Origin of the sequence: Herbaspirillum sp. BH-1, assembly GCF_002870055.1 — a bacterium.
GTDB lineage: Bacteria > Pseudomonadota > Gammaproteobacteria > Burkholderiales > Burkholderiaceae_D > Herbaspirillum > Herbaspirillum frisingense.
Genome location: NZ_PKOI01000012.1, coordinates 110,023 through 129,915, shown reverse-complemented (window position 1 = coordinate 129,915; position 19,893 = coordinate 110,023). Strand labels below are relative to the sequence as shown.

Here is a 19,893-nt window from a genome sequence, read left to right as displayed (position 1 = left end):
TGAGCCAGAAGGGGATGCAATGAAAACGATGGAACTGGTCAATATGCTGGCCGCCGGCACGGAAGGACAGGCCGCCGGCGGCCGACCTGTGATGCTGCGCCATGTCACGGCGCGCATGGCGGTGGCACTGGCGCTCGGCTTGCTGGGGGCGCTGCTGCTGCTGGCGGCGCTGTATGGGGTGCGCAGTGATTTGCGGCAGTTGCTGCAGGCGCCCTTGTTCTGGATGAAGGTGTCCTTCCCGCTGGCGGCCCTGCTGGCCGGACAGATGGCGGCGGCGCGGCTGGCACGACCGGGTGTGCGCATCGGCCCGGGACCGGCGGCGGCGCTGCTGCTGCCACCCCTGGTGCTGTGGCTGGCCGGGGGCAGCTGGCTGGCCCTGGCGCCGCCCTCGCAACGGCTGGAGCTCTTGCTGGGCAGTAGCTGGGAAGTCTGTTCCCTCAACGTGGCCTTGTTGTCGCTGCCCACGCTGGCCACCATGCTGTGGTTCATGCGCGGCCTGGCACCCACCCGGCTGCACGCGGCCGGCGCGGTCGCCGGGCTGGTGGCGGGCGCACAGGGCGTGCTAGTCTATTCACTTTATTGCGTGGAGATGGCACCGCCCTTCTGGGGTGTCTGGTATGTGCTGGGGGTGGCGCTGCCGACGCTGGCCGGTGCCTGGTCCGGTCCCTGGCTGCTCCGTTGGTGATCTGGCGGCTCTTCCATGACTGAAAGCCTATTCATGTTTGCTCATGCCGCACCGGCCTTGCCGGATGACCGGACCGTCCGACCGGGCCAGCCATTGGCCGGCAAGGAGCCCTCGCACCCCACCGAAGAACGTCTGCGCGCGTTGCTGCTGGCCGGGCTGGACGGGGACGCCGTGGCCTATCGCGATTTCCTTTCTGAGCTCAGCGGGCGGCTGCGGGCCTTCCTGCGCAGGCGTCTGCAGAACATGCAGGACGAAGTCGAGGACGTGGTCCAGGAAACCCTGCTGGCGGTGCATAACGCCCGTCATACCTATCGGCCCGACCAGCCGCTGACGGCCTGGGTGCATGCCATCGCCCGCTACAAGCTGATGGATTTCCTGCGTGCCCGCTCGCGCCGGGAAGCCTTCAACGATCCGCTGGACGAAGAACACGACCTGCTGGCCACCTGCGACGACGAACCAGCCCAGGCCCGGCGCGATGTCGGCGCGCTGCTGGAGGAATTGCCCGAGAAACAGCGCCTGCCGATCCTGCATGTGAAGCTGGAAGGCCTGTCGGTGGCCGAGACGGCGCAACTGACGGGGATGTCGGAGTCGGCCGTGAAGGTCGGCATCCACCGTGGCCTCAAGGCGCTAGCCCTCAAGATCAGGGAGAAATTGCAAGCATGAAGACCGATGAACTCATTGCCATGATGGCCAGCGGCGTGGCGCCCGTGGACCGCCGGCTGCCGCTGCGGCAGATGGTGCAGGCACTGACGCTGGGCGCGGTGTTGTCGCTGCTGCTGATGCTGAAGATCTATGGCCTGCGGCCCGACCTGGGCGTGATGCTGGAAGTGCCGATGTTCTGGATCAAGCTGGCCTTCCCAAGCGCTTTGGCCGTGGGCGCCATGCTGGTGCTGCGGCGCCTGATGCGCCCGGGCCTGCGGGTGGGTGCCACCTGGGCTGGTATCGCCTTGCCCAGCCTGGCGATCTGGACCGGTGGTGCGCTGGTGCTGTTTTCCAGTCCGGCGGCGCAACGCCTGCCGCTGCTCATGGGCAGCACCTGGCGCAGTTGCCCCTTCAATATCGCGCTGCTGTCGGTGCCGCTGTTCATCGGCATCTTCTGGGCCGTGCGCGGCATGGCCCCGACCCGCCTGCGCCTGACCGGCGCGGTGGCCGGGCTGCTGGCGGGGGCCGTGGCGACCATGGTGTATTGCCTGCATTGCCCGGAGATGGAGGCGCCTTTCTGGGGCCTGTGGTATTTCCTGGGCATGCTGGTGCCGGCGTTTGCCGGTCTGTTGCTGGGGCCGCGGCTGTTGCGCTGGTAGGTTGGAAAAAAAGCTGAAGAACAAGTTGAAAAACAAGCCGGAAAAACGGAGAAACCAGGAACATGCGACTGTCAGACCTGTGGCGCCGCGCCACCCCCAAGACCCCGGCACGTCACGCTGCCGACGATGCGCCCTTGCTGACCAGCCTGTTCCTGCTGGCCTGGGCAGTGGAAGCGCGTGATCCCTATACCGGCGGGCATCTGTGGCGGGTGGCGCGGTTGTCGCGGCTGCTGGCCGAAGCGGCCGGGCTGGAGCGGGCGCAGGTGGCGCGCATCACCATCGGCGCCTTCCTGCATGACCTGGGCAAGATCGGCATTCCCGATGCGGTACTGGGCAAGAAATCCAAATTGGACGATGCCGAATACGCCGTCATCAAGACCCACCCGGAAATCGGTCATCGCATGCTGGCCGGGCATCCGCTGGCGGCGCTGGCCGAGGATGCGGTGCTGCTGCACCATGAAACGCCGGACGGTCGGGGCTATCCCTTCGGGCGACGTGGCGAGGACATTCCGCTGGCGGCCCGCATCGTGGGCATCTGCGACGCCTTCGATGCCATGACCAGCACCCGGCCCTATCGCAGCGGCATGCCCATTGCGCGGGCCATGGAGATCATCCAGGGTGAGCTGGGCCGGCAATTCGACGCGGCCCTGGGGACGCTGTTCATCGGCTTGCAACAGCATCCCGAGCTGGCCCATATCGTCGGTCACAGCGATGAGGGCATTCCCCTGCAGCGTTGCGTGTCGTGCGGTCCGGTGGTGGTGCGTCCGCGCCACGCGGTGGCGGGCGATACCTTGTACTGCCCGGCCTGTCATAGTGAATACACCATTGCCGCCCACGATCAGGGACTGGTCGCCACCGGCCGGCAGGATACGGCCCGTGCCCTGGCAGTGGCGCCCGACAGTGCACTGATCGGACGGCTGGTCGGTGAAAACCTGGCGGCCATCGCCTGACGCCGATATGAAAAAGCCCGCGCAGGGCGCGGGCTGGTGGTGAACCGTGAACCGTGCGCCAGGCGCCGGGGTTCAGAAGGTCTCCCAATCCCCCTCATCTTCACCGGCCGGCAGGCGCGAAGGCGACTTGCCGCCTGCCGCCTTGGACGCGGGTGCCTCGGCCTTGGCGGCTGCAGGCTTGGGTGCAGCTGCCTTCGGTGCGGCCGGCTTGGGTGCGGCCGGCTTAGGCGCGGCCGCCTTGGGGGCGGGCACCGCTGGTCGGGCCGCAGCCGGCTTGGGAGGGGTAGCCGCAGAGGCCGGCGTACTTGCCGGTGCGGCCGGACGCACCGGCGCCCTGGGAGCGACCGGCGCAGTCTGCGCCATGCGGGCATGGCTGCCGTCGATGTGGAAGCCACCCACCAGACCGGCCAGGGTCGCCGCCTGATCCTGCAGGGACTGGGCGGCAGCCGCCGCCTGTTCCACCAGCGCAGCATTCTGCTGGGTACCCTCGTCCATCTGGGTGATGGCGCGCCCCACCTCGGCGATGCCGGCGCTCTGTTCCTGGCTGGCCGAGCTGATCTCGCCCACGATATCGGTCACCCGGCGTACGCTGGCCACCACTTCGGTCATGGTGGCGCCGGCCTGTTCGACCAGCTTGCTGCCGGTATCGACCTTGGCGACCGAGTCATCGATCAAGGCCTTGATCTCCTTGGCCGCCGAGGCCGAGCGCTGGGCCAGGGAGCGCACCTCCGAAGCCACCACCGCAAAGCCGCGTCCCTGTTCGCCGGCACGGGCGGCTTCCACCGCGGCGTTCAGGGCCAGGATGTTGGTCTGGAAGGCGATACCGTCGATCACCCCGATGATGTCGGCGATCTTGCGCGAACTGTCGGTAATGCCTTCCATGGTCTGCACCACCTGGCTGACCACGCTGCCGCCCTGGATGGCCACGTCCGAGGCCGATTCGGCCAGCTGGTTGGCCTGGCGCGCGTTGTCGGCATTCTGCTTGACGGTGGCCGTCAATTCTTCCATGGCCGAGGCGGTTTCTTCCAGCGAGCCGGCCTGCTGTTCGGTGCGGCCGGACAGGTCGAGGTTGCCGCTGGCGATTTCCTGCGAGGCGGTGGCAATCGTGTCGGCCGAGGTCTTGATATTGGTGATGGTATTGAGCAGCGAATCACGCATGCTGCGCACCGCAAACAGCAGGCTGCTGCGGTCACCCGGCGCGGTCTCGATGTTGGGCGTGAGGTCGCCCTGGGCGATGCGGTTGGCCACGTCAGCCGCCTTGGCCGGATCGCCGCCGATGGTACGCAGGATGTCACGGTTGATCACGATCACCAGGCCCACCAGCGCAGCAGCCACCACGGCGAACAGGATCACCATCTGCCACAGGCTGCGCATGAAGGCGGCATTGATGTCATCCATGTAGGCGCCGGTGGTCAGGTGCCAGTCCCAGGGCTGATAGGAGATCACGAAAGAGGTCTTGGCCACCGGTTCGGCCGCGCCGACCTTGGGCCACAGATAGTGGACGAAGCCGCCATTGGGCTGGCTGCCGGCCTTGGTGATCTCGACGAACAGGTTGTTGCCGGCCGGGTCCTTGAAGTTGCTCAGGTCCTTGCCATCCAGTTCGGGCTTGATCGGGTGCATGACAATGATCTGGGCCGAGGTGGAAATCGAGAAGTAGCCATCACTGCCATAGCGCAGGCTCTTGATGGCGGCCTTGGCGCGCTTCTGTGCTTCTTCCTTGCTCAGGGTGCCGCCCTCGGCCAGGGCGCCGTAGCCCTTGACCAGCGACAGCGCGGTCTGGCCGATGTTGGTCAGGTCGGCCTTGCGTTCTTCCAGGCGGACCTGACGCACCATGAAGGCGCTGAAGACGGAAATGGCCAGAAGTGCGATGAGGCTCAGTACGAGCGGCAGCCAAAGTTTCTTGCTGAAGGACAACTGGCCCATGATGTAGATCTCCCATTGGTTGGTGGAGGCTCCCCGGCATCCTTGCGCCGGAGCGATTGCGGCGGGACGCTGGCCCCGGACACATCACTTTCTGTGAGCACGATAAGAACAATGACACCCTGAAACTCACCCGGACGGCGAAAACCGCAGCAGCCTGGATGACCTTGTTACTTTACCGATGGATGACAAGGGCGAAGGCGCGAACAGGAGGCGGAAGGGGGGTCACTTCATGGGCTGACGGCAGTGCGCAGGCGATACCAGGCCTGGCCTATCCATTCGCGCAGGGCGTAGCTGGCCATCTGCAGGTGGCTGGCGCCGGGCAGGTAATCGGTCACGCGCGCGCGTGCCGGCACCAGGAACAGGGTGGCCGCAGCCCTGGCCTGCAGCCCGGTGCGGGCGAAGGCGCGCATGGCACGCGGCATGTGGATGCTGTCGGTGACGACGATGACACGCTCGATACCCTCCGCCTTGAGCATGGCCGCCGACAGGGTGGCGTTGTCGGCGGTGGTGTCGGCATGGCGCTCCTGCCAGCGCACCGGCACGCCGAAATCGCGCTGCAGCACCCGCGCCATCAGTTCGGCCTCGCTCTGCGGCGAGCCGTCCGGACTGCCCCCGGTGACCAGGATGGGCAGGCCGCTCTGGCGATGCAGGGCGGCGCCGTATTGCAGCTGCTTCATGCCGATCGGCGTGGCGTCGTCCAGCCCGCCGTATTCCGGCGCCTGGTCGATCCGGCCCGAACCGAGGATGACGATGGCCTGGGCATCCCCCACGCTTGTCAGCGGCGGGTACTGGTGTTCCAGCGGGGCGATCAGGCACAGGGCGCCTATCCGGGTACTGAGCACCAGCAGGCTGGCCACCCCCAGCAGCGCCAGCGCCGCGCCGGCGCGTGGTGCCCGGCGCCGCCACAGCCAGCCGGCCAGGCACAGCAGCAAGGGGGAGACCGGTGGCAGCAGCAGGCTGCTGGCCACGGCCGAGAGCAGGACGGAAAAGGGCATGGGCGGCACGCTAAGCAGGATGAGCGCGCATTGTGCGGCATTGTGCCGCCCCGCGTCACCTGTGTTGCCGTCGCTGAAAATGCACAATTTGCCTCGCGGCACGTAATCCCTGAAAATGCGGGATCGCTAAAGGGAAGGGCATGCGCCCCGGGGAACGCCGTGATACGACTCGTCTTGTTGTTGCTGGGGGCGGATTTCATCCGCCGCAATTGGCATGCATTGGCTGTGGCCGGCCTGGCCTGGGGCACCATCGGCGTATCGCTGATGATCGATGCCCTGGACGGCGTGCTCAATTTTCCGCTGACCCTGTTCGGCTACCTGCTGTTGCTGGAGAGCCTGGTCACGCTGTGGGTGGCCAACAGCGGCATGGGGGCGCAGAAGACCCTGCGCTACGTCAAGGGGACCCTGTTCCTGCTCATTGCCATCCTGGTCATCACCCAGCACCAGGCCAGCAACATGGCGCTGGCCATGCTGTTCGGCATCGCCTTCACCATCGGCGGCTCGCTGCAGATCACCTCGGCACTGGTGGTCCGTTTCCCGCGCTGGCGCACCGCCATGCTGGGGGGACTGGTGCAGATCGTGCTGGCGATCTTCTTCTTCCAGCCCTATCCCACCCACTACAAGGGGACCGTACCCTATTGCCTGGCGCTGGGCCTGATCTTCGGCGGCTGGAACATGATCTGGCTGGCGCTGCGCAGCCGCATGCTGCCGCAGCAGGCCTCGGCCGATGTGCTGGTGGAGCGCAACAGCGGCGACGACCGACCCTTCGACGCCGGGCTGCATGACGGTGCGGCGGACCTGCAGTCGCGCCTGCGTCCGTCTAGCGCGCCAGCGCCCCAGGCCGGGCCGCTGGCCCCCCTGACCGTGCACGTCTGGACGCCGACCGGCAGCGCCAAGGGACCGGCGCGGCGACAGCCGGTGATCGACCGCTACATCGCCGCCGTCGACCTCAATGGCGTCATCTCCACCGGCCATGCGGCGCTGGAGATTCAGCCTGATCTCTACATCAGCCTCTATCCGGCCGAGGAAATCGACCGCTCGCCGGACCAGTTCGCGCGCCTGTTGCGGGCCACCGCCGAGAACGACGTCAAGGGCCGCTACCTGACCGACTACGCCAGCGAAGCAGCGGCCTGGTGCGAATCGACCGAGAAGATCGTCTTCCGCGACTATCGCCGGGCTTCGCTGGATCGCTTCTGGCAGCACTATCGCCGTACCGAAATCTACAACCTGACCCACCGCAATTGCTCCAGCACCGTGGCCAATGCCCTGGAGGCGGCGCTGGAAGGCGTCATGGGCGGTCGCGACCGTCACTGGTTCAATGCGGTGCGGATGATGTTCACCCCCGAGATCTGGGTCGCCAGCCAGATCCGCAAACGCGCCGTGACCATGGCCTGGACCCCCGGCATGGTGCTGGACTATGCCCGCGCCCTGCGCGCCGTGGTGCACCCGCGTCCGCTGTCCTGGGCGGCCTCGCTGCAGCTGGCGTTGCGCCAGAGCCGCCGCCTGCGCCAGGGCTGGCGCGCACGGCGCCGCTATGCCGAGCGCGAAAACCCGGGTTCCGGGCAATCATGAGCGCACTCGTCCCCGTGCAGGAACACTGGATCGATGCCGCCGACGGCACCCGGCTGTTCTGCCGCGACTGGCTGGTGCCGGGCGCCACGGCGGCTGTGCAGATGGTGCATGGGTTGGGCGAACATGGCGGGCGCTATGCGGCGCTGGCGCAGTTGTTCAACGAGGCGGGCATGTCGGTGCGCATCTGCGACCATCGCGGCCACGGGAATTCCGGCGGCCGCCAGGGCAGCCTGATCCAGGCGGACGACCTGCTGCGCGATCTCAAGCAAAGCTTCGATGATTTCAGCCGCCGCACCCAGTGCACGCCGCTGCTGTTCGGTCACAGCATGGGCGGCCTGGTGGCAGCGCGCTTCGCCACCGGTGGCTATAGCCCGGTGCGCGCGCTGGCGCTGTCGTCCCCGGCGCTGGCATTGGACCTGAGCGGCTGGCAAAGGCTGCTGCTGAAGGTCTCTTCGGCCATCGCCCCTGGCCTGGCGCTGCCCACGGCCTTGCCGGCCAGCCGCATTTCGCACGATCCGCACCAGGTCCTGGCCTACCGCCGGGACCCGCTCAACCACGGCAAGATCGCCCCGCGCATGCTCAATTTCATGCTCGATGCGATGCACCAGGTGGCCCGTGATGCGGCCCAGTTCACCCGGCCGGTGCTGTTACAGGTGGCCGGCGACGACGCTTTCGTCGCCCCGCGTGGCAGTCGTGCCTTCTTCGATGCCTTGCCAGGGCCGCAGAAGACCCTGCACTGGTATGGCGCCGCCTATCACGAGATTTTCAACGAGGAAGTCGGGCTGCGTGAGCAGGTCATGCACGATTTGCGAGCCTGGCTGGCGCAGTTGCCAGCCGCCGACTGAAGAGTGCCGAGGGCGCGCTGCCCGAAGCGAGCATCGGCAGGCTGCCCGAGGGCGGGAAAATTAACCTGGAATTACGTCTGTAAAGCGTCGCAGCCAGCCCGATGAGGCAAGGGTGCGACGCTTTTTTGCGTTCAGGGCTGACCGCTGGGAACGTTGCTGAACTGACAGCGGCTATCGAACCCGACGAAGCCCGGCGCGCAGGCGCAGCCTTGCACGGCCAGCAGCAGGGAGGAGGCGGCTAGGAGGGAGGCGAGACGCTTCATGCTTCACTTTCGTTCCGTTGGCAAAGCTTGCGAGTGTAATGGGCTGCGAGCACTTTGCAAGTGAGGCGGCGCTGCCGCGTTGGCTGCCGGAAGGTCCCGGGGAAGCCATTTGTCGACGGCGCGAAGATATCAACAATGATGATAATGGTGCAAAACCATGCCCAAAAATGGACCTGGATGCACGGAGGAGGGGCAAAAAGAAAAAGCGGCTTGTCAGCGTTGCAACGCGACAATCACCGCTTTTCAGGACTGCTGCTTTCGTGTCGGCCAATACCGCAAGCGGCTGGCGACAACCCGGCCAAGAGGGCTGCTTACTTGACCGAAATCAAGTAGCGCGCGACCATGGCGCCGATGAGCAGGGTGTACGGGAGGATGTCGGCGACGATGTTCATGGTGAGCTCCGTGAGGAAAAATTGATCTGTTGCATTGCAATATATTCGCTTCACCGTGACGCTTCCACTTTTGAATCCCAATACCAGTTATCTCTTTTGTGAATACCTTGCTGTCTTTGCGCAACTTGGGGGCTGGTTGTAGGTATTTTCTCTTATAAATCAATGACTTAACAATTATCGTGGCCTCTTGTGGAAAAAGCCCCTGGTGCACGGTGTGTCTTCCGTACGACAGGGGCTTTGATGAAAGAGGCTGGCGCAGGCGGTGGCCTCACGCCGCTTTGACGGCTCGTTACTTCACCAGCTGGATATTCAGACCGCGCAATTCGGTCGTGATCTGAACCTTGTAGGCGCCGCCTTGCGCCACCTGGACCGTCAGGCGGTCCTGCGAATTGGGGCCGGCCGTGGTCAGGGTATGGACCCGCTTGATGCTGAAGTCGTAGCTGCCCGGCTTGAGCCAGATCGACAGATGTTCGCCGCCGGTGATCTGGGCCAGGACCACGTCGTTGATCGACAGCTCCAGCATCTCGTTGTTGAGCATGCCGGCCACGCGGGTGAATTCGATCTGCGACAGGCCGGCGGCCTGCTGGGTCATGCTCTTGATGTAGACGCGCGAAGCCGGGATGTCGCCGGTGGCGGTACGTTGCACCGGCGATGCGCAGGCCGCCAGGGCCAGGGCGACGGTCAGGCTTGCTGCAAGGGCTTTGATCATGTTCCTCATCCTTATTGTGTGTCGTGAATGGCGTGGACTTCAGGCGCGCCGGGCAGACGATAGCATGGCGGCCTGTGGGTCCAGTTGCAGCAGATGGCGTTCGATGGCGAAGACATGGTCGTCATCGACCTCCAGGTCGCGCAGCGCCTGGGCCAGCTTGAGCAGGTATTCGCTGTTGCGGCCGCTCGGCCCGACCGCATGGGCGATCTGGCGTGCGATGTCGGATTCGCTGGCCGGGCCCACGAAGGCCTGGTTGTCTTCGGCGGCAATGTAGATCAACCCTTCGGTCTGCTGCCCGTCCTCGAAGAACATCGGCGTGGCCAGCCGCAGGTAGCCGTTCTTTTCGCGGTGATCCAGGTGGGCGAAGACCTCCGGCGTGATCAGGTAGGCCATGCCGGCGCAGACAGCGCCCTCCTGGGCGATGAGCGTGACCACGCGCCCGGGCGCCTCGGGCGTGCCACGGTGATCGTGCGAGCCTTGCCAGAAGCGGCGCGCCCAGCCCCTGATGTGGGCCGGCCTGCGTTCCAGATAGGGAAAGTCGGCCTTGAAGATGATGGAGCCATAACCGAACAGCCAGACACTGGCGTGGTCATCGAAATGGCGCATCTGACGGTTGAGGGCGATGGTATTGACGGACATGGGACTGGCTGCAGCGCCGCGCCAGGCGGCGGAAGCCTGCCATTATAGAGGCGAATGCGGGCGAAATCTTTCCGTGCCGACTGGTCGCGCTGTCGGCATTTGCGCATAAAATGGCGCCTGTCGGCAGCGGGCGGGGGCTCGCGCCGCGTTGACCCTGGCCCGGGCCCCGCACGGGCTGGCTGCCAGGGCGCATCTGAATCTTCAGGGGAATATCATGCGTGTCGTCGTCATGCTGCTGACGCTGGTCGTCGGTGTAGTGCTGGCCGGTTGCGAAAAGACCGATTTCGAAAAGAAGTCCGAATCCGATGCCAATGCGCGCCGGATCTTCAATTTGAAGAAGGAGTCTTCCAAGCAATAAGCGCGCACCAAGATGCGGGGCTGGCCGCGTCCGTTCGGCGCGCACCAATGAAAACAGCAGGCGGCAGGCCTGCTGTTTTCATTTCTACAATCGGTACGGTTCTGCAGGTCAGTGGTGAGCCGCTGCGACCTTGGGTATGCGCAGCGCCTCGACGCATTCGCGCACCAGCGCCGGTCCCTGGTAGATCAGGCCGGTGTAGAGCTGGACCAGCGACGCGCCGGCCTCGATCTTGGCGCGCGCATCGGCGCCACTGAAGATGCCACCCACGCCGATGATGGGCAGGGCATCGCCCACTTCGGCCTTGAGGCCGCGGATCACCTGGTTCGACAGTTCCAGCACCGGCTTGCCCGACAGGCCACCGGCCTCGTCGCCATGCGGCATGCCCTGCACGGCGTCGCGGGTGATGGTGGTGTTGGTGGCGATGACGCCATCGATCTGGTGACGCAGCAACGCGTCGGCGACATTCTTGACCTGTTCCATGTCCATGTCCGGCGCGATCTTGAGCGCCACCGGCACGTAGCGGCCGTGGCGATCGGCCAGGCGACGCTGGGCCGATTTCAGCTGCGACAGCAGGGCATCCAGCTCCGAGGCCCCCTGTAACTGGCGCAGGTTCTTGGTATTGGGCGACGAGATGTTGACGGTCACGTAGCTGGCATAGGGATAGACCTTTTCCAGGCAATGCACGTAATCTTCGGCCGCACGCTCGATGGGGGTGTCGGCATTCTTGCCGATGTTCAGGCCCAGCACACCCTGGCGTTCCTGGAAGAAGCGCGAGGATTGCACATTGGCCACGAAGGCATCCACACCGCCATTGTTGAAGCCCATGCGGTTGATCACCGCGTTGGCCGCCGGCAGGCGGAACATGCGCGGCAGCGGATTGCCCGGCTGCGCACGCGGTGTGACCGTACCCACTTCGATGAAGCCGAAGCCCAGTGCCGCCAGGCCGTCGATGTAGGCGCCGTCCTTGTCCAGCCCGGCCGCCATGCCCACCGGATTGGGGAACTGGATGCCCATCACGGTGCGCGGATCGGCCGCCGGACGGCGGGTGATGAAGTCGGTCAGGCTGTAATGCGCGGCACAGCGCAGCGCCGGCAGCACCAGGTGGTGCGCGGTTTCGGGTTCCAGGGAAAAGAGCAGCGGACGCGCGAGCGCGTAGAGGAATTTGTCGGACACGATGGAAGAGGGCGGATGGCGAAGAAAAAGTGCCGCTATTCTAACGCGCCGGCCCGTCAATTCCTCGAATCAGGCGCTTTTCCAGCCCGATTTTGCCGCCACAAGCGCGGGTTTGCGCACTTTGCGCCACATTGAGATCAGCCTTCCAGTGGCTGCCATTGACCATCCTGCAGCGCTTCCAGCGGCTGGTAGTTGGTCTTGTAGGCCATCTTCGGGCTTTCCTTGATCCAGTAACCCAGGTAGACGTAGGGCATGTCCAGTTGGCGCGCCTGCTCGATCTGCCACAGGATGTTGTAGGTGCCGAAGGACGCGGTCTTCATATCAGGATCGAAGAACGTGTAGACCGAAGACAGGCCGTCATTGAGCACATCGATGATGCTGACCATGCGCAAGGTACCATCGGCTTCGCGGAATTCGACCAGGCGGGTGTTGACTTTGCTCTGCAGCAGGAATTGCGCGTACTGGTCGCGACTGTCCTGGTCCATGCCGCCGCCGGCGTGACGGGCGCACTGGTAGCGCAGGTAGAGTTCGTAATGCTCGTGGGCGTAGGTCAGATTGGTGACCAGGGTCTGCAGGCCGCGATTGCGCTCCCAGGCGCGGCGCTGGCTGCGGTTGCGCTGGAAATCGGCGACCCGGATGCGCACCGGCGTGCAGGCCGTGCAGCCGTCGCAGTAGGGGCGATAGGTAAAGATGCCGCTGCGGCGGAAACCCGTCTTCACCAGTTCGGAATAGACATCCGCATTGATCAGGTGGGAGGGTGTGGCCACTTGCGAGCGGGCCTGCTGGTCATCGAGATAACTGCATGGATAAGGCGCGGTTGCATAGAACTGCAACGTGGAGAACGGCAAGTCTTTGAGATGCGTCATGTGCGTCCTGTCCTGTCTTGCGGGAAGCGGCGGCGCAGCGGCGACAACCGGCCGGTCCCTGGAGTCAGGTTCCAATTTACACCATTTTGCCGGCTACAGTGAACAGCCGCGATCGCCTCAATCGCGTCGCGTCGCGGGGATGCCGGTGTCCAGCAGGTCCAACGGCGCCCAGCCGCGAATCTGCGGCCACTGGATGGCCGCCCGCAGATGGCGCAGGAAGTCGCTGCGGGCGATCGGGCGTGCGCCCAGGGAAGCCAGATGTGACGTTTCCTGCTGACAGTCGATCATCTCCACGCCGTGGCTGCGCAGGAAGAACACCAGATGCGCCAGCGCCACCTTGGAGGCATCGCTGACCCGGGCGAACATCGATTCGCCATAGAACATGCGGCCAATCGATACGCCATAGGCCCCGCCGACCAGTTCGCCATTGAGCCAGACCTCGGAGGAGTGGGCGTAGCCGGCGCGGTGCAGGCCGGTGTAACCCTGCATGATCTCGGGGGAAATCCAGGTTCCCTGCTCATGTCGTCGCGGTCCTGCACAACCCTGCATCACTTGTTCGAATGCCGTGTCGAAGCTGACCTGCCACAGCCCGTCACCGTGACGGCTGCGTTCGATGCGGCGCAGGGTCTTCTTCAGGCTGTCGGAGACGACGAAGCGATCTGTATACAAGACCATGCGTGGATCGGTACTCCACCAGAGGATGGGCTGGCCTTCCGAGAACCAGGGGAAGATGCCGTGGCGATACGCTTCCAGCAGGCGTTGCGGCGACAGGTCGGCGCCCGCTGCCAGCAGGCCCGGCGGATCGGCCAGGGCGCGCGAGACATCGGGGAAGGGGGTATCCGGATCCAGCCAGGCGATCATCCGCTTGCTCCTGCGGATCAGATCATGCGGCGGCGGATGTCTTCGGTGTGCAGCGTGAAGCTGCCTTCACCGCTGCGCAGCTTCTTGAGATCGGCAAAGAAGGCGCGCAGGGTGAACTCCACCGTCGGGAAGGCGATGTCCTGCCAGGGGATCTGCTCTTCTGTATAGAGATCGACTTCCAGGCTCTCGATACCGGCCTGGTAATCCAGGTCCAGCAGGGTGGCGCGATAGAACAAGTGCACCTGGTGCACATGCGGCACGTTCACCAGCGAGAACAGTTCATGCAGCTGGATGCGGGCACCGGCTTCCTCTTCGGTCTCGCGGCGGGCGGCGTCTTCGGTGGTCTCATCGTTTTCCATGAATCCCGCGGGCAGCGTCCAGTAACCCAGGCGCGGCTCGATGGCGCGCTTGCACAACAGTACCTTGACCTCACCGTCCTGTTCCCAGACCGGGATCGAGCCGACAACCATCTTGGGATTCTGATAATGGATCGCCCCGCAATTGCCGCAGACATAGCGCAGGCGCGTGTCATCGGGAGGAATCTGCTGGGATACTGTCTGACCGCATTCGGAACAGAATTTCATAGAGGCTCGGTTCTGGTGTCTGTATATAGGTATATGAATTGCGCCGGCGGCTGCATCCCGTGGCATTGGCAGCGCCGTTCGCGGCCTGCTGGAACTGCCGGTGGAGGAGCACCAATGCGGTTAGGAGTGTATCACTGTAAAAAGATTGCAGAAAATGTTTGCATTCCGATTTTACCTACCCTATAATTGTTTTCTTCAGACGCGGGGTGGAGCAGTCTGGCAGCTCGTCGGGCTCATAACCCGAAGGTCGTAGGTTCAAATCCTGCCCCCGCAACCAGTTTTAGAGACATGCCGCTAGAAGCTAGTAATAGTTTCTCAGCGGCATTGTTGTATTCGGCGTAGACACTCTCGCCTTCGGCGACGACATCGATTTTCCCATAGAGCTCGGCCACCAGTATGCGCGCTTGCTGCACGTCAGCGGCCAGGGCGCTTTCTAGGTTGGCCAGCGTCTTCTTGATCCTTTCCCCGATTTCTCCTGCAGATGGCCCATCCTGGCCCGACCTCGGCTTGTTCGCCGCCAACTGGGCGCGCTCGGTCTCGGCCACACGCAGGCGGTCCGCCAGTGCCTGCGACGCGCCGATGCTGGCAATGGCATCCACCAGGCGCTGTATTTCCCCATCCAGTTCCTTGCGTCGGCCCGCCGCTGCCGCACCCTCGGCCACACTGCTGCGCTGGCGTTCGGTCAGGATGGCCTGCACTTGGCGCCGCAGCTGTTCCTGCGCGGCAGGGGAGAGCAGTTCATCGCGCAAGGTGTCCAGCAGATTTTTGTCCGCGGTCTCCCGCTTGAAGTGAATGCCTTTGCAAACCGTTGGCCCGCGATCCTTTCTGTTGGCGCAGCCATACAGCCGGGAATTGATAGCCACGATGGCCCCACCACAATATGGGCAGGCCATCAGGCCGCCGAACAAGGTTCTTACCGGCGCGCCCTGTTTGCGGCCAGGTAGCCGGCCGTCGATCCGCTTGCGCACGGTCTGCCACAGATCTTCATCGACGATGCGCAGCTCAGGGACCTGGATTTCTCGCCAATCCTCGCGCGGCCGGTCCACGCGCTGCCGCTTGCCGGTGTCTGGATCTTTCACCCACTGCGAGCGGTTCCAGATATACAGACCCTGATACAGGCAGTTGTTGAGAATGCCACTACCCTTGTTCGGAGATCCATAGATTGCTGATACCACCCAAGTGCTGGCGCGTGGGGAGGGGACTTTGCGGGCGTTGAGTTCATGGGCGATGCGTTGGACGCTCCAGCCTTCCGCATAGCGCCCAAAGATCCAGCGCACCCAGCCAGCTTGTTCATCGTTGACCTGGTACTTGCTGCCGAGGTGGTCGCGCACGATGTCATAGCCGTAGGACTTGCCGCCAGCGGCGTAGCCGCGTTCGACCTGGCCAGCCTGGCCACGGTGGGTCTTGTGACGCAGGTCATCGAGGAACATCTCATTGATGAGCCCGCGCACACCGCGCATGATCTTGCGGCCGCCCATGCGGCTGTCGTAGCTGTCGGCCACGCCGATGATGACGATGCCGCGATGCTCCAGGCGGCGCACCAGTTGCTCTTGCTCGACTTGGTCGCGCGACAGCCGGTCCAGGCCTTCCACGATCAGCACGTCGAAACGACCGTTGAACGCATCCATGAGCAGCCGGGCTCCACCTGCGCGCCGGCTTACCGGAGTTGAGCCCGACACACCATCGTCACTGTAGCGCTGGGCCACTTCGAGGTCTTCACGCTCGGCGTGCCGGGCGCAGATGGTGAACTGGTCCTCGATGGAGGCCTCGCGCTGCTTGTCTGTGCTATAGCGTGCGTAGATCGCTGCTTTCATGGTGCTCAATATAGATTGCCGTTTCGGGATCATCGATGCCACTCTGCGATGGCACCTGCTGCTGAACTTCATTTGCTACCTGTTCGGCCAGCATTCGAAGAAGCTGGCCCCAGGCAGCAGGACTTTTTATTGCGAGCATAAATTCTCTCTCCTATTCGCACAGGCCATATGCTGATGAACATGCAGAAGGCTCTTCCAGGTCCGACAGCAATGAAAACTGGCGGCCGCCACGCGAGGTCTTCGCCCACTGGACAATGTGCTCAATCGTCGAGGCCTGGCCGCTGTGTCCCTGCGTGCCCTTATGGAAGAAGGAGACGGGAGAGCGAGGCCGACACACCCGCGAAACGAGGCGCTCCCAGGCGGCGATCCGTTCAATGTGCTGGGGGAAACGCCGAGCGATCTGCGCCAGCTCACTTTTGCTGCAGTTGATACAAGGCATGCAGCCCACGCGATTCATACCCTGCTTATAGAGTGGGTTCGGCAGGATGCCGGCGACACGATGAGCCTCGAAGACGTCAGCTACCTCCCAGCGCAAGATCGGCCGGTAAATCGCCATGTCGGCGCTCAGTATCTCGTAATGAGGTAGCCAGCGCCGGGCGTCTGATTCATTCGCCCGGACGCCCTGCCACGACTCCACCAGGTAGCCCCGATCCACCAGGTCCATCTGGTATTCGGTGATCGGATTACGCTTCAAGTACTGAGTGCAGAACTGACGCTTGCGCGAAGGGAAGCCGCCCTTCAACATGCACAAGTCAAGGAAGGGGTTTCCGATCGGGACCAGCAACTCCAGCGCCAGAGCTGCGGTCTCTGGTGTCCAGGCGTACATGAACTTGCGCTTGCCATAGACGGCTGATTCCGGCTCCCCGGCGGAGATCCTGGCCAAATTGGCGCGCTTGGTGGCGAACTCCTCGGTGAAATCGGCCTTCACGACGTCCACCGTGATATCCAGCGCCTGCGGCAGATAGTCGAGGGCGTAAGCGTAGGTCGCCTCATGCTCGTTCCCGGTATCGGCGAAGACGAAGCGGCAGGCCTCGCGGCCGTGGAGCTCGATTGCCATCAGGGCGGTGGCGGTGCTGTCCTTCCCGCCTGATAGACTGACCACATGCAGTTTTGACGCGCGCTCTCTCATGTGCGGCCCGCTGCTCGAAGTTGATCGGCCAGGGTGCCGCTGTAGTCCGTGAGGCACAGGCGGCGCGAATCGCTGGCGGCAGCAGCTTGGCGTCGTGCTGGACCGCAGTTGTCGCAGCCGATGATATCGGCCAGTGGCACGCCCCGAAATTGTCCGGCCAGTTCGTTATCCAGTTCCACCCATGCGAATCGCTGACCATTGCCCAAGTGCTGACGGATGACCGACACATAGCCGGCCATCACACCATCGTCGGGCGTGTTGAACGTGATGCGGTCCAGGGACTGCGGGGGCTGCATCACGAAGTCACGCGACTTGCTGGCGGCGGCGATCACTTCAAATTTCAAAGGTGCGTTCATTGATTCTTCTCCTTGGTGGCCGTAACAGAACACACGCCAAATCGATCGACGGCGGCGGCGATCACGTCGCAGCTATGGGCTGCGATGGCGGTGTAAGAATGGCGTGCGCTGGCAGTGCGCACGACGACACGAAACGCGGTCATGGGGCGTTCCCTTTCGTTGGGTTGGTGTCAATCGGAAGTTCGGTCACATCGAGCCGGCCGGCGCGCCAGTCGGCGACCTGGCGGGGCGTGCCGTGACGCGGTGACTTGTCCGGCAGCGGCACCATGCGCGGCCAGGGGCATGCCTTGATGGCATCCCATGAGGCCAGGGCCTGGCGCTGTTCGTCCGCCGTCATGGCTGGCGTTGGCCATGTCGGCATGTCGTCCACCACCGGCCTAGGCCAGGGACATGCGCCCAGGGCAAGCCAGGCATGCTCAGCCTGTGCGGCGTGGTCCGGCAGGAACGTGACCGGTACCGGCGCAGTCTTCGGCTCAAAGGACACATCGGCCGCAAAGCCAGGCACAGCGGGCTGCGTACAGTTATTTACACGAGTCCAAGGGAACCCCGAACCCGCCGGTGCGCGAGTGTCGTGCCCTTGAACTGGCGTCCATGTGTGACGAACAGATTTAAAAACCACACCGACCATCTGGCGGCATTGCACGCCATAGGGCATGACGCGTTCGCACTCTTCGTAGCGGCCGGTCACAGTCTTGGTTTCCTTAGCCAGCGTGACCATCAGATCGTCACGCTTCACGATGGCACCGCCTTGTGCACGTAAATAGCTAGCCCAGCATGCACGCTTCTCGCCCTCGACCTTCTGCACGGCATCCCAGGCAGCGGCCATGGCCGGTGGCGCCTCTTGCACCATGTGTGCCGGCACGCGGCGCAGCTCTCGCCAGACGCTCACAGGTGCGCCTCCCCACTGCTGGAACTGGCGGATGCCCCAGCGTGCCGCCCAAGCCTCCACTCGTGCCGATGGCGTCAGCTCATAGTCGCCGGCGGTATCAGTGGTGACCACGTAACCTTCCTTGGTCTTGTGGTCTGCCACGCCATCGATGTTCTTGGCGACGTACTTGGCGATGTAGCCGGCGGCACTGCCTTTCGACCAGTCGATACGCTTCACGTCGAGCCGACGCTTGAAGGCGCCGGGCTCGCCACGATCCACGCGCCAGGCATATCGCTTCATGATGCGCACGGCACGGCCGGCCACGTCCTTGATATGCGGCGTGGTGTAACCAGGCAAGGCGCGCACGAACACCAGCATGTGCCAGTGCGGGCATCCATCGTGGTGAGGTTCGGCGATCCGAAAACCATAAAGGCCAATGCCGCGCCGGGCCAGCGCCGAGCGCGCCAGCGCAGTCATCTTGCCCAGGTACTTATTAGCAGTGCGTGGGTCAGATCCGTCGAATTTTGGATTTGGCTTGCCACTGTGCAGGGTTGCGTGGAAGCGTGACGGGCATGACCAGGTGAGAAACAGACCTTCGTCCTTGCACTCGCGGGCGATCATCTCGAAGCCGTTGATGCGTAGCATCAGCTCGCCGCGACGAATGGTCTTGTTTGCTGTGGTTTTCTCGGCCAGTTCAGCAATGCTGAATTCCTGGCCCGCTTCGTTGCGTACCATGGTGGCCTCAAGGGCCGCCGCATTGCGCTTGTTTTGCGCCAGGCGCGACAACACCGCATCGTTGCTGGCGTAGGGTTCGCCGTGATAGTGGACATAACCCAGACGGATATTGCCGCCCTCGAAGGCGCGGCCGACTACCTTGCGCAGTTGCCGACGCCACCATCGTGGGTCCACCACGCGAGCAATGATGGCGCGTAGGTCGTCGTCATCTACCTCGGGAACGTCAATGCCGTAGTCGCTGCATTCCTGCTCGATGATGTCGCGGGCGTTCGTATCCGAAATCGCCTTCCACAGCATCTTCTTGACGTTCTCGGCGGCTCTCTCAGCAGTCGCACAAATCTCCGCATCGTCCTGGGACAGGTCAACACCAGCCGGCACATATTTGTCGGAAAATTCCCGAACGTAGTCCAGGGCGACGGGCTCGAAGATTTTGCGCCAGTGCCATATCGACATCAGTTCCAGCACCTGGCTGACGACACGGCCGCGCCATTTCAGCGGGATGCGTTCCAGCTCGCTGGAAAACTGCCGAGAATCGACGAAGGCCTTGTGCTGGCGGCGCGTCTTCGCATCGACTTTCTTATACTGCATTGAGTGCTCTTTCATAGGTCGAGATTGCGCGCAGCACCGCATGGCGCATGGCCAGACGTTCGGCTTCGGTAAATGAGTGGATAGGTAATTCCCAGCGGTCAGGCGACAAGCCGGCCAGACTCAGAATGTGTCGGCGCACCGGCCTGGCCGTGGCCGCCCAGGAATACGCGACGCCGAGCTGGTTGTTAGGACGCTTGCGGGTGCGCAGTAGGGTCATGGCCTTTTCCAGTTCGGCCATTGCCGTCTCATCACCTGGCGGCGTGGGTGCTTGTGCCGCACGCTCGCGC

At 63.9% G+C, this 19,893-nt stretch carries 23 protein-coding genes, 1 tRNA gene and 1 pseudogene; 10 read left to right on the top strand and 15 right to left on the bottom strand.

The features are described from left to right. Window positions 1-19 precede the first annotated feature (19 nt). The 4 genes from HBH1_RS16635 (at window position 20) to HBH1_RS16620 (ending at window position 2,936) form a co-directional block, all read left to right on the top strand. On the top strand, window positions 20-685 hold the full coding sequence (locus HBH1_RS16635) for a DUF1109 domain-containing protein (protein ID WP_233207635.1): 666 nt from the start codon (window positions 20-22) through the stop codon (window positions 683-685). A 15-nt stretch (window positions 686-700) separates the two neighbouring features. Then, window positions 701-1,348: a sigma-70 family RNA polymerase sigma factor gene (locus HBH1_RS16630; RefSeq protein ID WP_039877276.1), complete on the top strand. Its 648-nt coding sequence runs from the start codon at window positions 701-703 to the stop codon at window positions 1,346-1,348. After that, window positions 1,345-1,986, top strand: a complete 642-nt coding sequence (locus tag HBH1_RS16625; protein WP_102663635.1) for a DUF1109 domain-containing protein — start codon at window positions 1,345-1,347, stop codon at window positions 1,984-1,986. Before HBH1_RS16630 ends, HBH1_RS16625 begins: the two co-directional genes overlap by 4 nt. A gap of 62 nt (window positions 1,987-2,048) precedes the next feature. Further along, window positions 2,049-2,936 carry an HD-GYP domain-containing protein gene (locus HBH1_RS16620; protein ID WP_199181606.1) on the top strand — a complete coding sequence of 296 codons (888 nt, stop codon included), beginning with the start codon at window positions 2,049-2,051 and terminating at the stop codon, window positions 2,934-2,936. 72 nt (window positions 2,937-3,008) lie between these two features. Here the strand turns inward: HBH1_RS16620 and HBH1_RS16615 are convergent, their stop codons facing one another. Further along, the gene (locus tag HBH1_RS16615) at window positions 3,009-4,859 is read right to left on the bottom strand and encodes a methyl-accepting chemotaxis protein (protein ID WP_102663634.1); all 1,851 of its coding nucleotides are present in this window, start codon (window positions 4,857-4,859) and stop codon (window positions 3,009-3,011) included. 227 nt (window positions 4,860-5,086) lie between these two features. Continuing rightward, complete coding sequence (locus tag HBH1_RS16610) at window positions 5,087-5,854, bottom strand: YdcF family protein (RefSeq protein WP_102663656.1); 768 nt, start codon at window positions 5,852-5,854, stop codon at window positions 5,087-5,089. A 159-nt stretch (window positions 5,855-6,013) separates the two neighbouring features. On the opposite strand from HBH1_RS16610, the gene HBH1_RS16605 reads away from it, so the two are divergent. The 3 genes from HBH1_RS16605 to HBH1_RS25235 all read left to right on the top strand — a co-directional run bounded on the left by HBH1_RS16605 (window position 6,014) and on the right by HBH1_RS25235 (window position 9,028). Then, a complete protein-coding gene (locus HBH1_RS16605; RefSeq protein ID WP_166758153.1) occupies window positions 6,014-7,426 on the top strand; it encodes an HdeD family acid-resistance protein in 1,413 nt (470 codons plus the stop codon). Continuing rightward, window positions 7,423-8,271 carry an alpha/beta hydrolase gene (locus HBH1_RS16600; protein ID WP_077236387.1) on the top strand — a complete coding sequence of 283 codons (849 nt, stop codon included), beginning with the start codon at window positions 7,423-7,425 and terminating at the stop codon, window positions 8,269-8,271. The genes HBH1_RS16605 and HBH1_RS16600 overlap by 4 nt, the downstream gene beginning before the upstream one ends. A gap of 301 nt (window positions 8,272-8,572) precedes the next feature. Next, window positions 8,573-9,028, top strand: coding sequence for a hypothetical protein (locus tag HBH1_RS25235; RefSeq protein WP_166758082.1), 456 nt, complete (start codon window positions 8,573-8,575; stop codon window positions 9,026-9,028). A 187-nt stretch (window positions 9,029-9,215) separates the two neighbouring features. Here HBH1_RS25235 and HBH1_RS16595 read toward each other — a convergent pair whose 3' ends face one another. Together HBH1_RS16595 and HBH1_RS16590 are read right to left on the bottom strand one after the other, a co-directional pair. Further along, window positions 9,216-9,635, bottom strand: a complete 420-nt coding sequence (locus HBH1_RS16595; protein ID WP_199181605.1) for an NAD-GH domain containing protein — start codon at window positions 9,633-9,635, stop codon at window positions 9,216-9,218. 39 nt (window positions 9,636-9,674) lie between these two features. After that, window positions 9,675-10,274, bottom strand: coding sequence for a gamma-glutamylcyclotransferase (locus HBH1_RS16590; protein ID WP_102663632.1), 600 nt, complete (start codon window positions 10,272-10,274; stop codon window positions 9,675-9,677). A 214-nt stretch (window positions 10,275-10,488) separates the two neighbouring features. Here HBH1_RS16590 and HBH1_RS25120 point away from each other — a divergent pair, with 214 nt between their 5' ends. Beyond that, entirely contained in the window at window positions 10,489-10,632 is a 144-nt protein-coding gene (locus tag HBH1_RS25120; RefSeq protein WP_006464155.1) for a hypothetical protein, read from the top strand. Window positions 10,633-10,740: 108 nt separating this feature from the next. Here the strand turns inward: HBH1_RS25120 and HBH1_RS16585 are convergent, their stop codons facing one another. The 4 genes from HBH1_RS16585 to HBH1_RS16570 form a co-directional block, all read right to left on the bottom strand. Next, entirely contained in the window at window positions 10,741-11,805 is a 1,065-nt protein-coding gene (locus HBH1_RS16585) for a quinone-dependent dihydroorotate dehydrogenase (protein ID WP_102663631.1), read from the bottom strand. Between the two features lie 137 nt (window positions 11,806-11,942). Next, a complete protein-coding gene (locus HBH1_RS16580; protein WP_102663630.1) occupies window positions 11,943-12,671 on the bottom strand; it encodes an arginyltransferase in 729 nt (242 codons plus the stop codon). Between the two features lie 117 nt (window positions 12,672-12,788). Next, window positions 12,789-13,532, bottom strand: a complete 744-nt coding sequence (gene aat / locus HBH1_RS16575; protein WP_102663629.1) for a leucyl/phenylalanyl-tRNA--protein transferase — start codon at window positions 13,530-13,532, stop codon at window positions 12,789-12,791. Window positions 13,533-13,549: 17 nt separating this feature from the next. Further along, complete coding sequence (locus HBH1_RS16570; protein ID WP_102663628.1) at window positions 13,550-14,116, bottom strand: NUDIX hydrolase; 567 nt, start codon at window positions 14,114-14,116, stop codon at window positions 13,550-13,552. Window positions 14,117-14,316: 200 nt separating this feature from the next. Between HBH1_RS16570 and HBH1_RS16565 the strand changes: the two genes are divergently transcribed. Further along, window positions 14,317-14,393 (top strand) — tRNA-Met (locus tag HBH1_RS16565). Window positions 14,394-14,814: 421 nt separating this feature from the next. Beyond that, window positions 14,815-15,060, top strand: coding sequence for a hypothetical protein (locus HBH1_RS25465; protein ID WP_233207634.1), 246 nt, complete (start codon window positions 14,815-14,817; stop codon window positions 15,058-15,060). 60 nt (window positions 15,061-15,120) lie between these two features. Here the strand turns inward: HBH1_RS25465 and HBH1_RS25460 are convergent. The 7 genes and pseudogenes from HBH1_RS25460 to HBH1_RS16540 all read right to left on the bottom strand — a co-directional run. After that, window positions 15,121-15,930: pseudogene (locus HBH1_RS25460) on the bottom strand (recombinase family protein); the annotation flags it as partial. Continuing rightward, a complete protein-coding gene (locus tag HBH1_RS25455; RefSeq protein ID WP_233207633.1) occupies window positions 15,902-16,069 on the bottom strand; it encodes a hypothetical protein in 168 nt (55 codons plus the stop codon). The pseudogene HBH1_RS25460 and the gene HBH1_RS25455, both read right to left, overlap by 29 nt. A gap of 12 nt (window positions 16,070-16,081) precedes the next feature. Beyond that, window positions 16,082-17,059: a phosphoadenosine phosphosulfate reductase domain-containing protein gene (locus tag HBH1_RS16555; RefSeq protein WP_102663627.1), complete on the bottom strand. Its 978-nt coding sequence runs from the start codon at window positions 17,057-17,059 to the stop codon at window positions 16,082-16,084. Next, entirely contained in the window at window positions 17,056-17,415 is a 360-nt protein-coding gene (locus tag HBH1_RS16550) for a hypothetical protein (RefSeq protein WP_102663626.1), read from the bottom strand. Before HBH1_RS16550 ends, HBH1_RS16555 begins: the two co-directional genes overlap by 4 nt. Continuing rightward, the gene (locus HBH1_RS25230; protein ID WP_199181604.1) at window positions 17,412-17,558 is read right to left on the bottom strand and encodes a hypothetical protein; all 147 of its coding nucleotides are present in this window, start codon (window positions 17,556-17,558) and stop codon (window positions 17,412-17,414) included. The genes HBH1_RS16550 and HBH1_RS25230 overlap by 4 nt, the downstream gene beginning before the upstream one ends. Further along, window positions 17,555-19,606, bottom strand: a complete 2,052-nt coding sequence (locus HBH1_RS16545) for a replication endonuclease (RefSeq protein ID WP_102663625.1) — start codon at window positions 19,604-19,606, stop codon at window positions 17,555-17,557. Before HBH1_RS16545 ends, HBH1_RS25230 begins: the two co-directional genes overlap by 4 nt. Further along, complete coding sequence (locus HBH1_RS16540; RefSeq protein WP_233207632.1) at window positions 19,596-19,844, bottom strand: hypothetical protein; 249 nt, start codon at window positions 19,842-19,844, stop codon at window positions 19,596-19,598. The genes HBH1_RS16545 and HBH1_RS16540 overlap by 11 nt, the downstream gene beginning before the upstream one ends. Window positions 19,845-19,893 lie beyond the last annotated feature (49 nt).

What these genes read in the sequence shown, in the direction of transcription:
- HBH1_RS16635 (WP_233207635.1), top strand. Translation starts at nt 20, where the DNA reads ATGAAAACGATGGAACTGGTCAATATGCTGGCCGCCGGCACGGAAGGA.
- HBH1_RS16630 (WP_039877276.1), top strand. Translation starts at nt 701, where the DNA reads ATGACTGAAAGCCTATTCATGTTTGCTCATGCCGCACCGGCCTTGCCG.
- HBH1_RS16625 (WP_102663635.1), top strand. Translation starts at nt 1,345, where the DNA reads ATGAAGACCGATGAACTCATTGCCATGATGGCCAGCGGCGTGGCGCCC.
- HBH1_RS16620 (WP_199181606.1), top strand. Translation starts at nt 2,049, where the DNA reads ATGCGACTGTCAGACCTGTGGCGCCGCGCCACCCCCAAGACCCCGGCA.
- HBH1_RS16615 (WP_102663634.1), bottom strand. Translation starts at nt 4,859, where the DNA reads ATGGGCCAGTTGTCCTTCAGCAAGAAACTTTGGCTGCCGCTCGTACTG.
- HBH1_RS16610 (WP_102663656.1), bottom strand. Translation starts at nt 5,854, where the DNA reads ATGCCCTTTTCCGTCCTGCTCTCGGCCGTGGCCAGCAGCCTGCTGCTG.
- HBH1_RS16600 (WP_077236387.1), top strand. Translation starts at nt 7,423, where the DNA reads ATGAGCGCACTCGTCCCCGTGCAGGAACACTGGATCGATGCCGCCGAC.
- HBH1_RS25235 (WP_166758082.1), top strand. Translation starts at nt 8,573, where the DNA reads ATGGGCTGCGAGCACTTTGCAAGTGAGGCGGCGCTGCCGCGTTGGCTG.
- HBH1_RS16595 (WP_199181605.1), bottom strand. Translation starts at nt 9,635, where the DNA reads ATGATCAAAGCCCTTGCAGCAAGCCTGACCGTCGCCCTGGCCCTGGCG.
- HBH1_RS16590 (WP_102663632.1), bottom strand. Translation starts at nt 10,274, where the DNA reads ATGTCCGTCAATACCATCGCCCTCAACCGTCAGATGCGCCATTTCGAT.
- HBH1_RS25120 (WP_006464155.1), top strand. Translation starts at nt 10,489, where the DNA reads ATGCGTGTCGTCGTCATGCTGCTGACGCTGGTCGTCGGTGTAGTGCTG.
- HBH1_RS16580 (WP_102663630.1), bottom strand. Translation starts at nt 12,671, where the DNA reads ATGACGCATCTCAAAGACTTGCCGTTCTCCACGTTGCAGTTCTATGCA.
- aat (WP_102663629.1), bottom strand. Translation starts at nt 13,532, where the DNA reads ATGATCGCCTGGCTGGATCCGGATACCCCCTTCCCCGATGTCTCGCGC.
- HBH1_RS16570 (WP_102663628.1), bottom strand. Translation starts at nt 14,116, where the DNA reads ATGAAATTCTGTTCCGAATGCGGTCAGACAGTATCCCAGCAGATTCCT.
- HBH1_RS25455 (WP_233207633.1), bottom strand. Translation starts at nt 16,069, where the DNA reads ATGCTCGCAATAAAAAGTCCTGCTGCCTGGGGCCAGCTTCTTCGAATG.
- HBH1_RS16555 (WP_102663627.1), bottom strand. Translation starts at nt 17,059, where the DNA reads ATGAGAGAGCGCGCGTCAAAACTGCATGTGGTCAGTCTATCAGGCGGG.
- HBH1_RS16550 (WP_102663626.1), bottom strand. Translation starts at nt 17,415, where the DNA reads ATGAACGCACCTTTGAAATTTGAAGTGATCGCCGCCGCCAGCAAGTCG.
- HBH1_RS25230 (WP_199181604.1), bottom strand. Translation starts at nt 17,558, where the DNA reads ATGACCGCGTTTCGTGTCGTCGTGCGCACTGCCAGCGCACGCCATTCT.
- HBH1_RS16545 (WP_102663625.1), bottom strand. Translation starts at nt 19,606, where the DNA reads ATGCAGTATAAGAAAGTCGATGCGAAGACGCGCCGCCAGCACAAGGCC.
- HBH1_RS16540 (WP_233207632.1), bottom strand. Translation starts at nt 19,844, where the DNA reads ATGGCCGAACTGGAAAAGGCCATGACCCTACTGCGCACCCGCAAGCGT.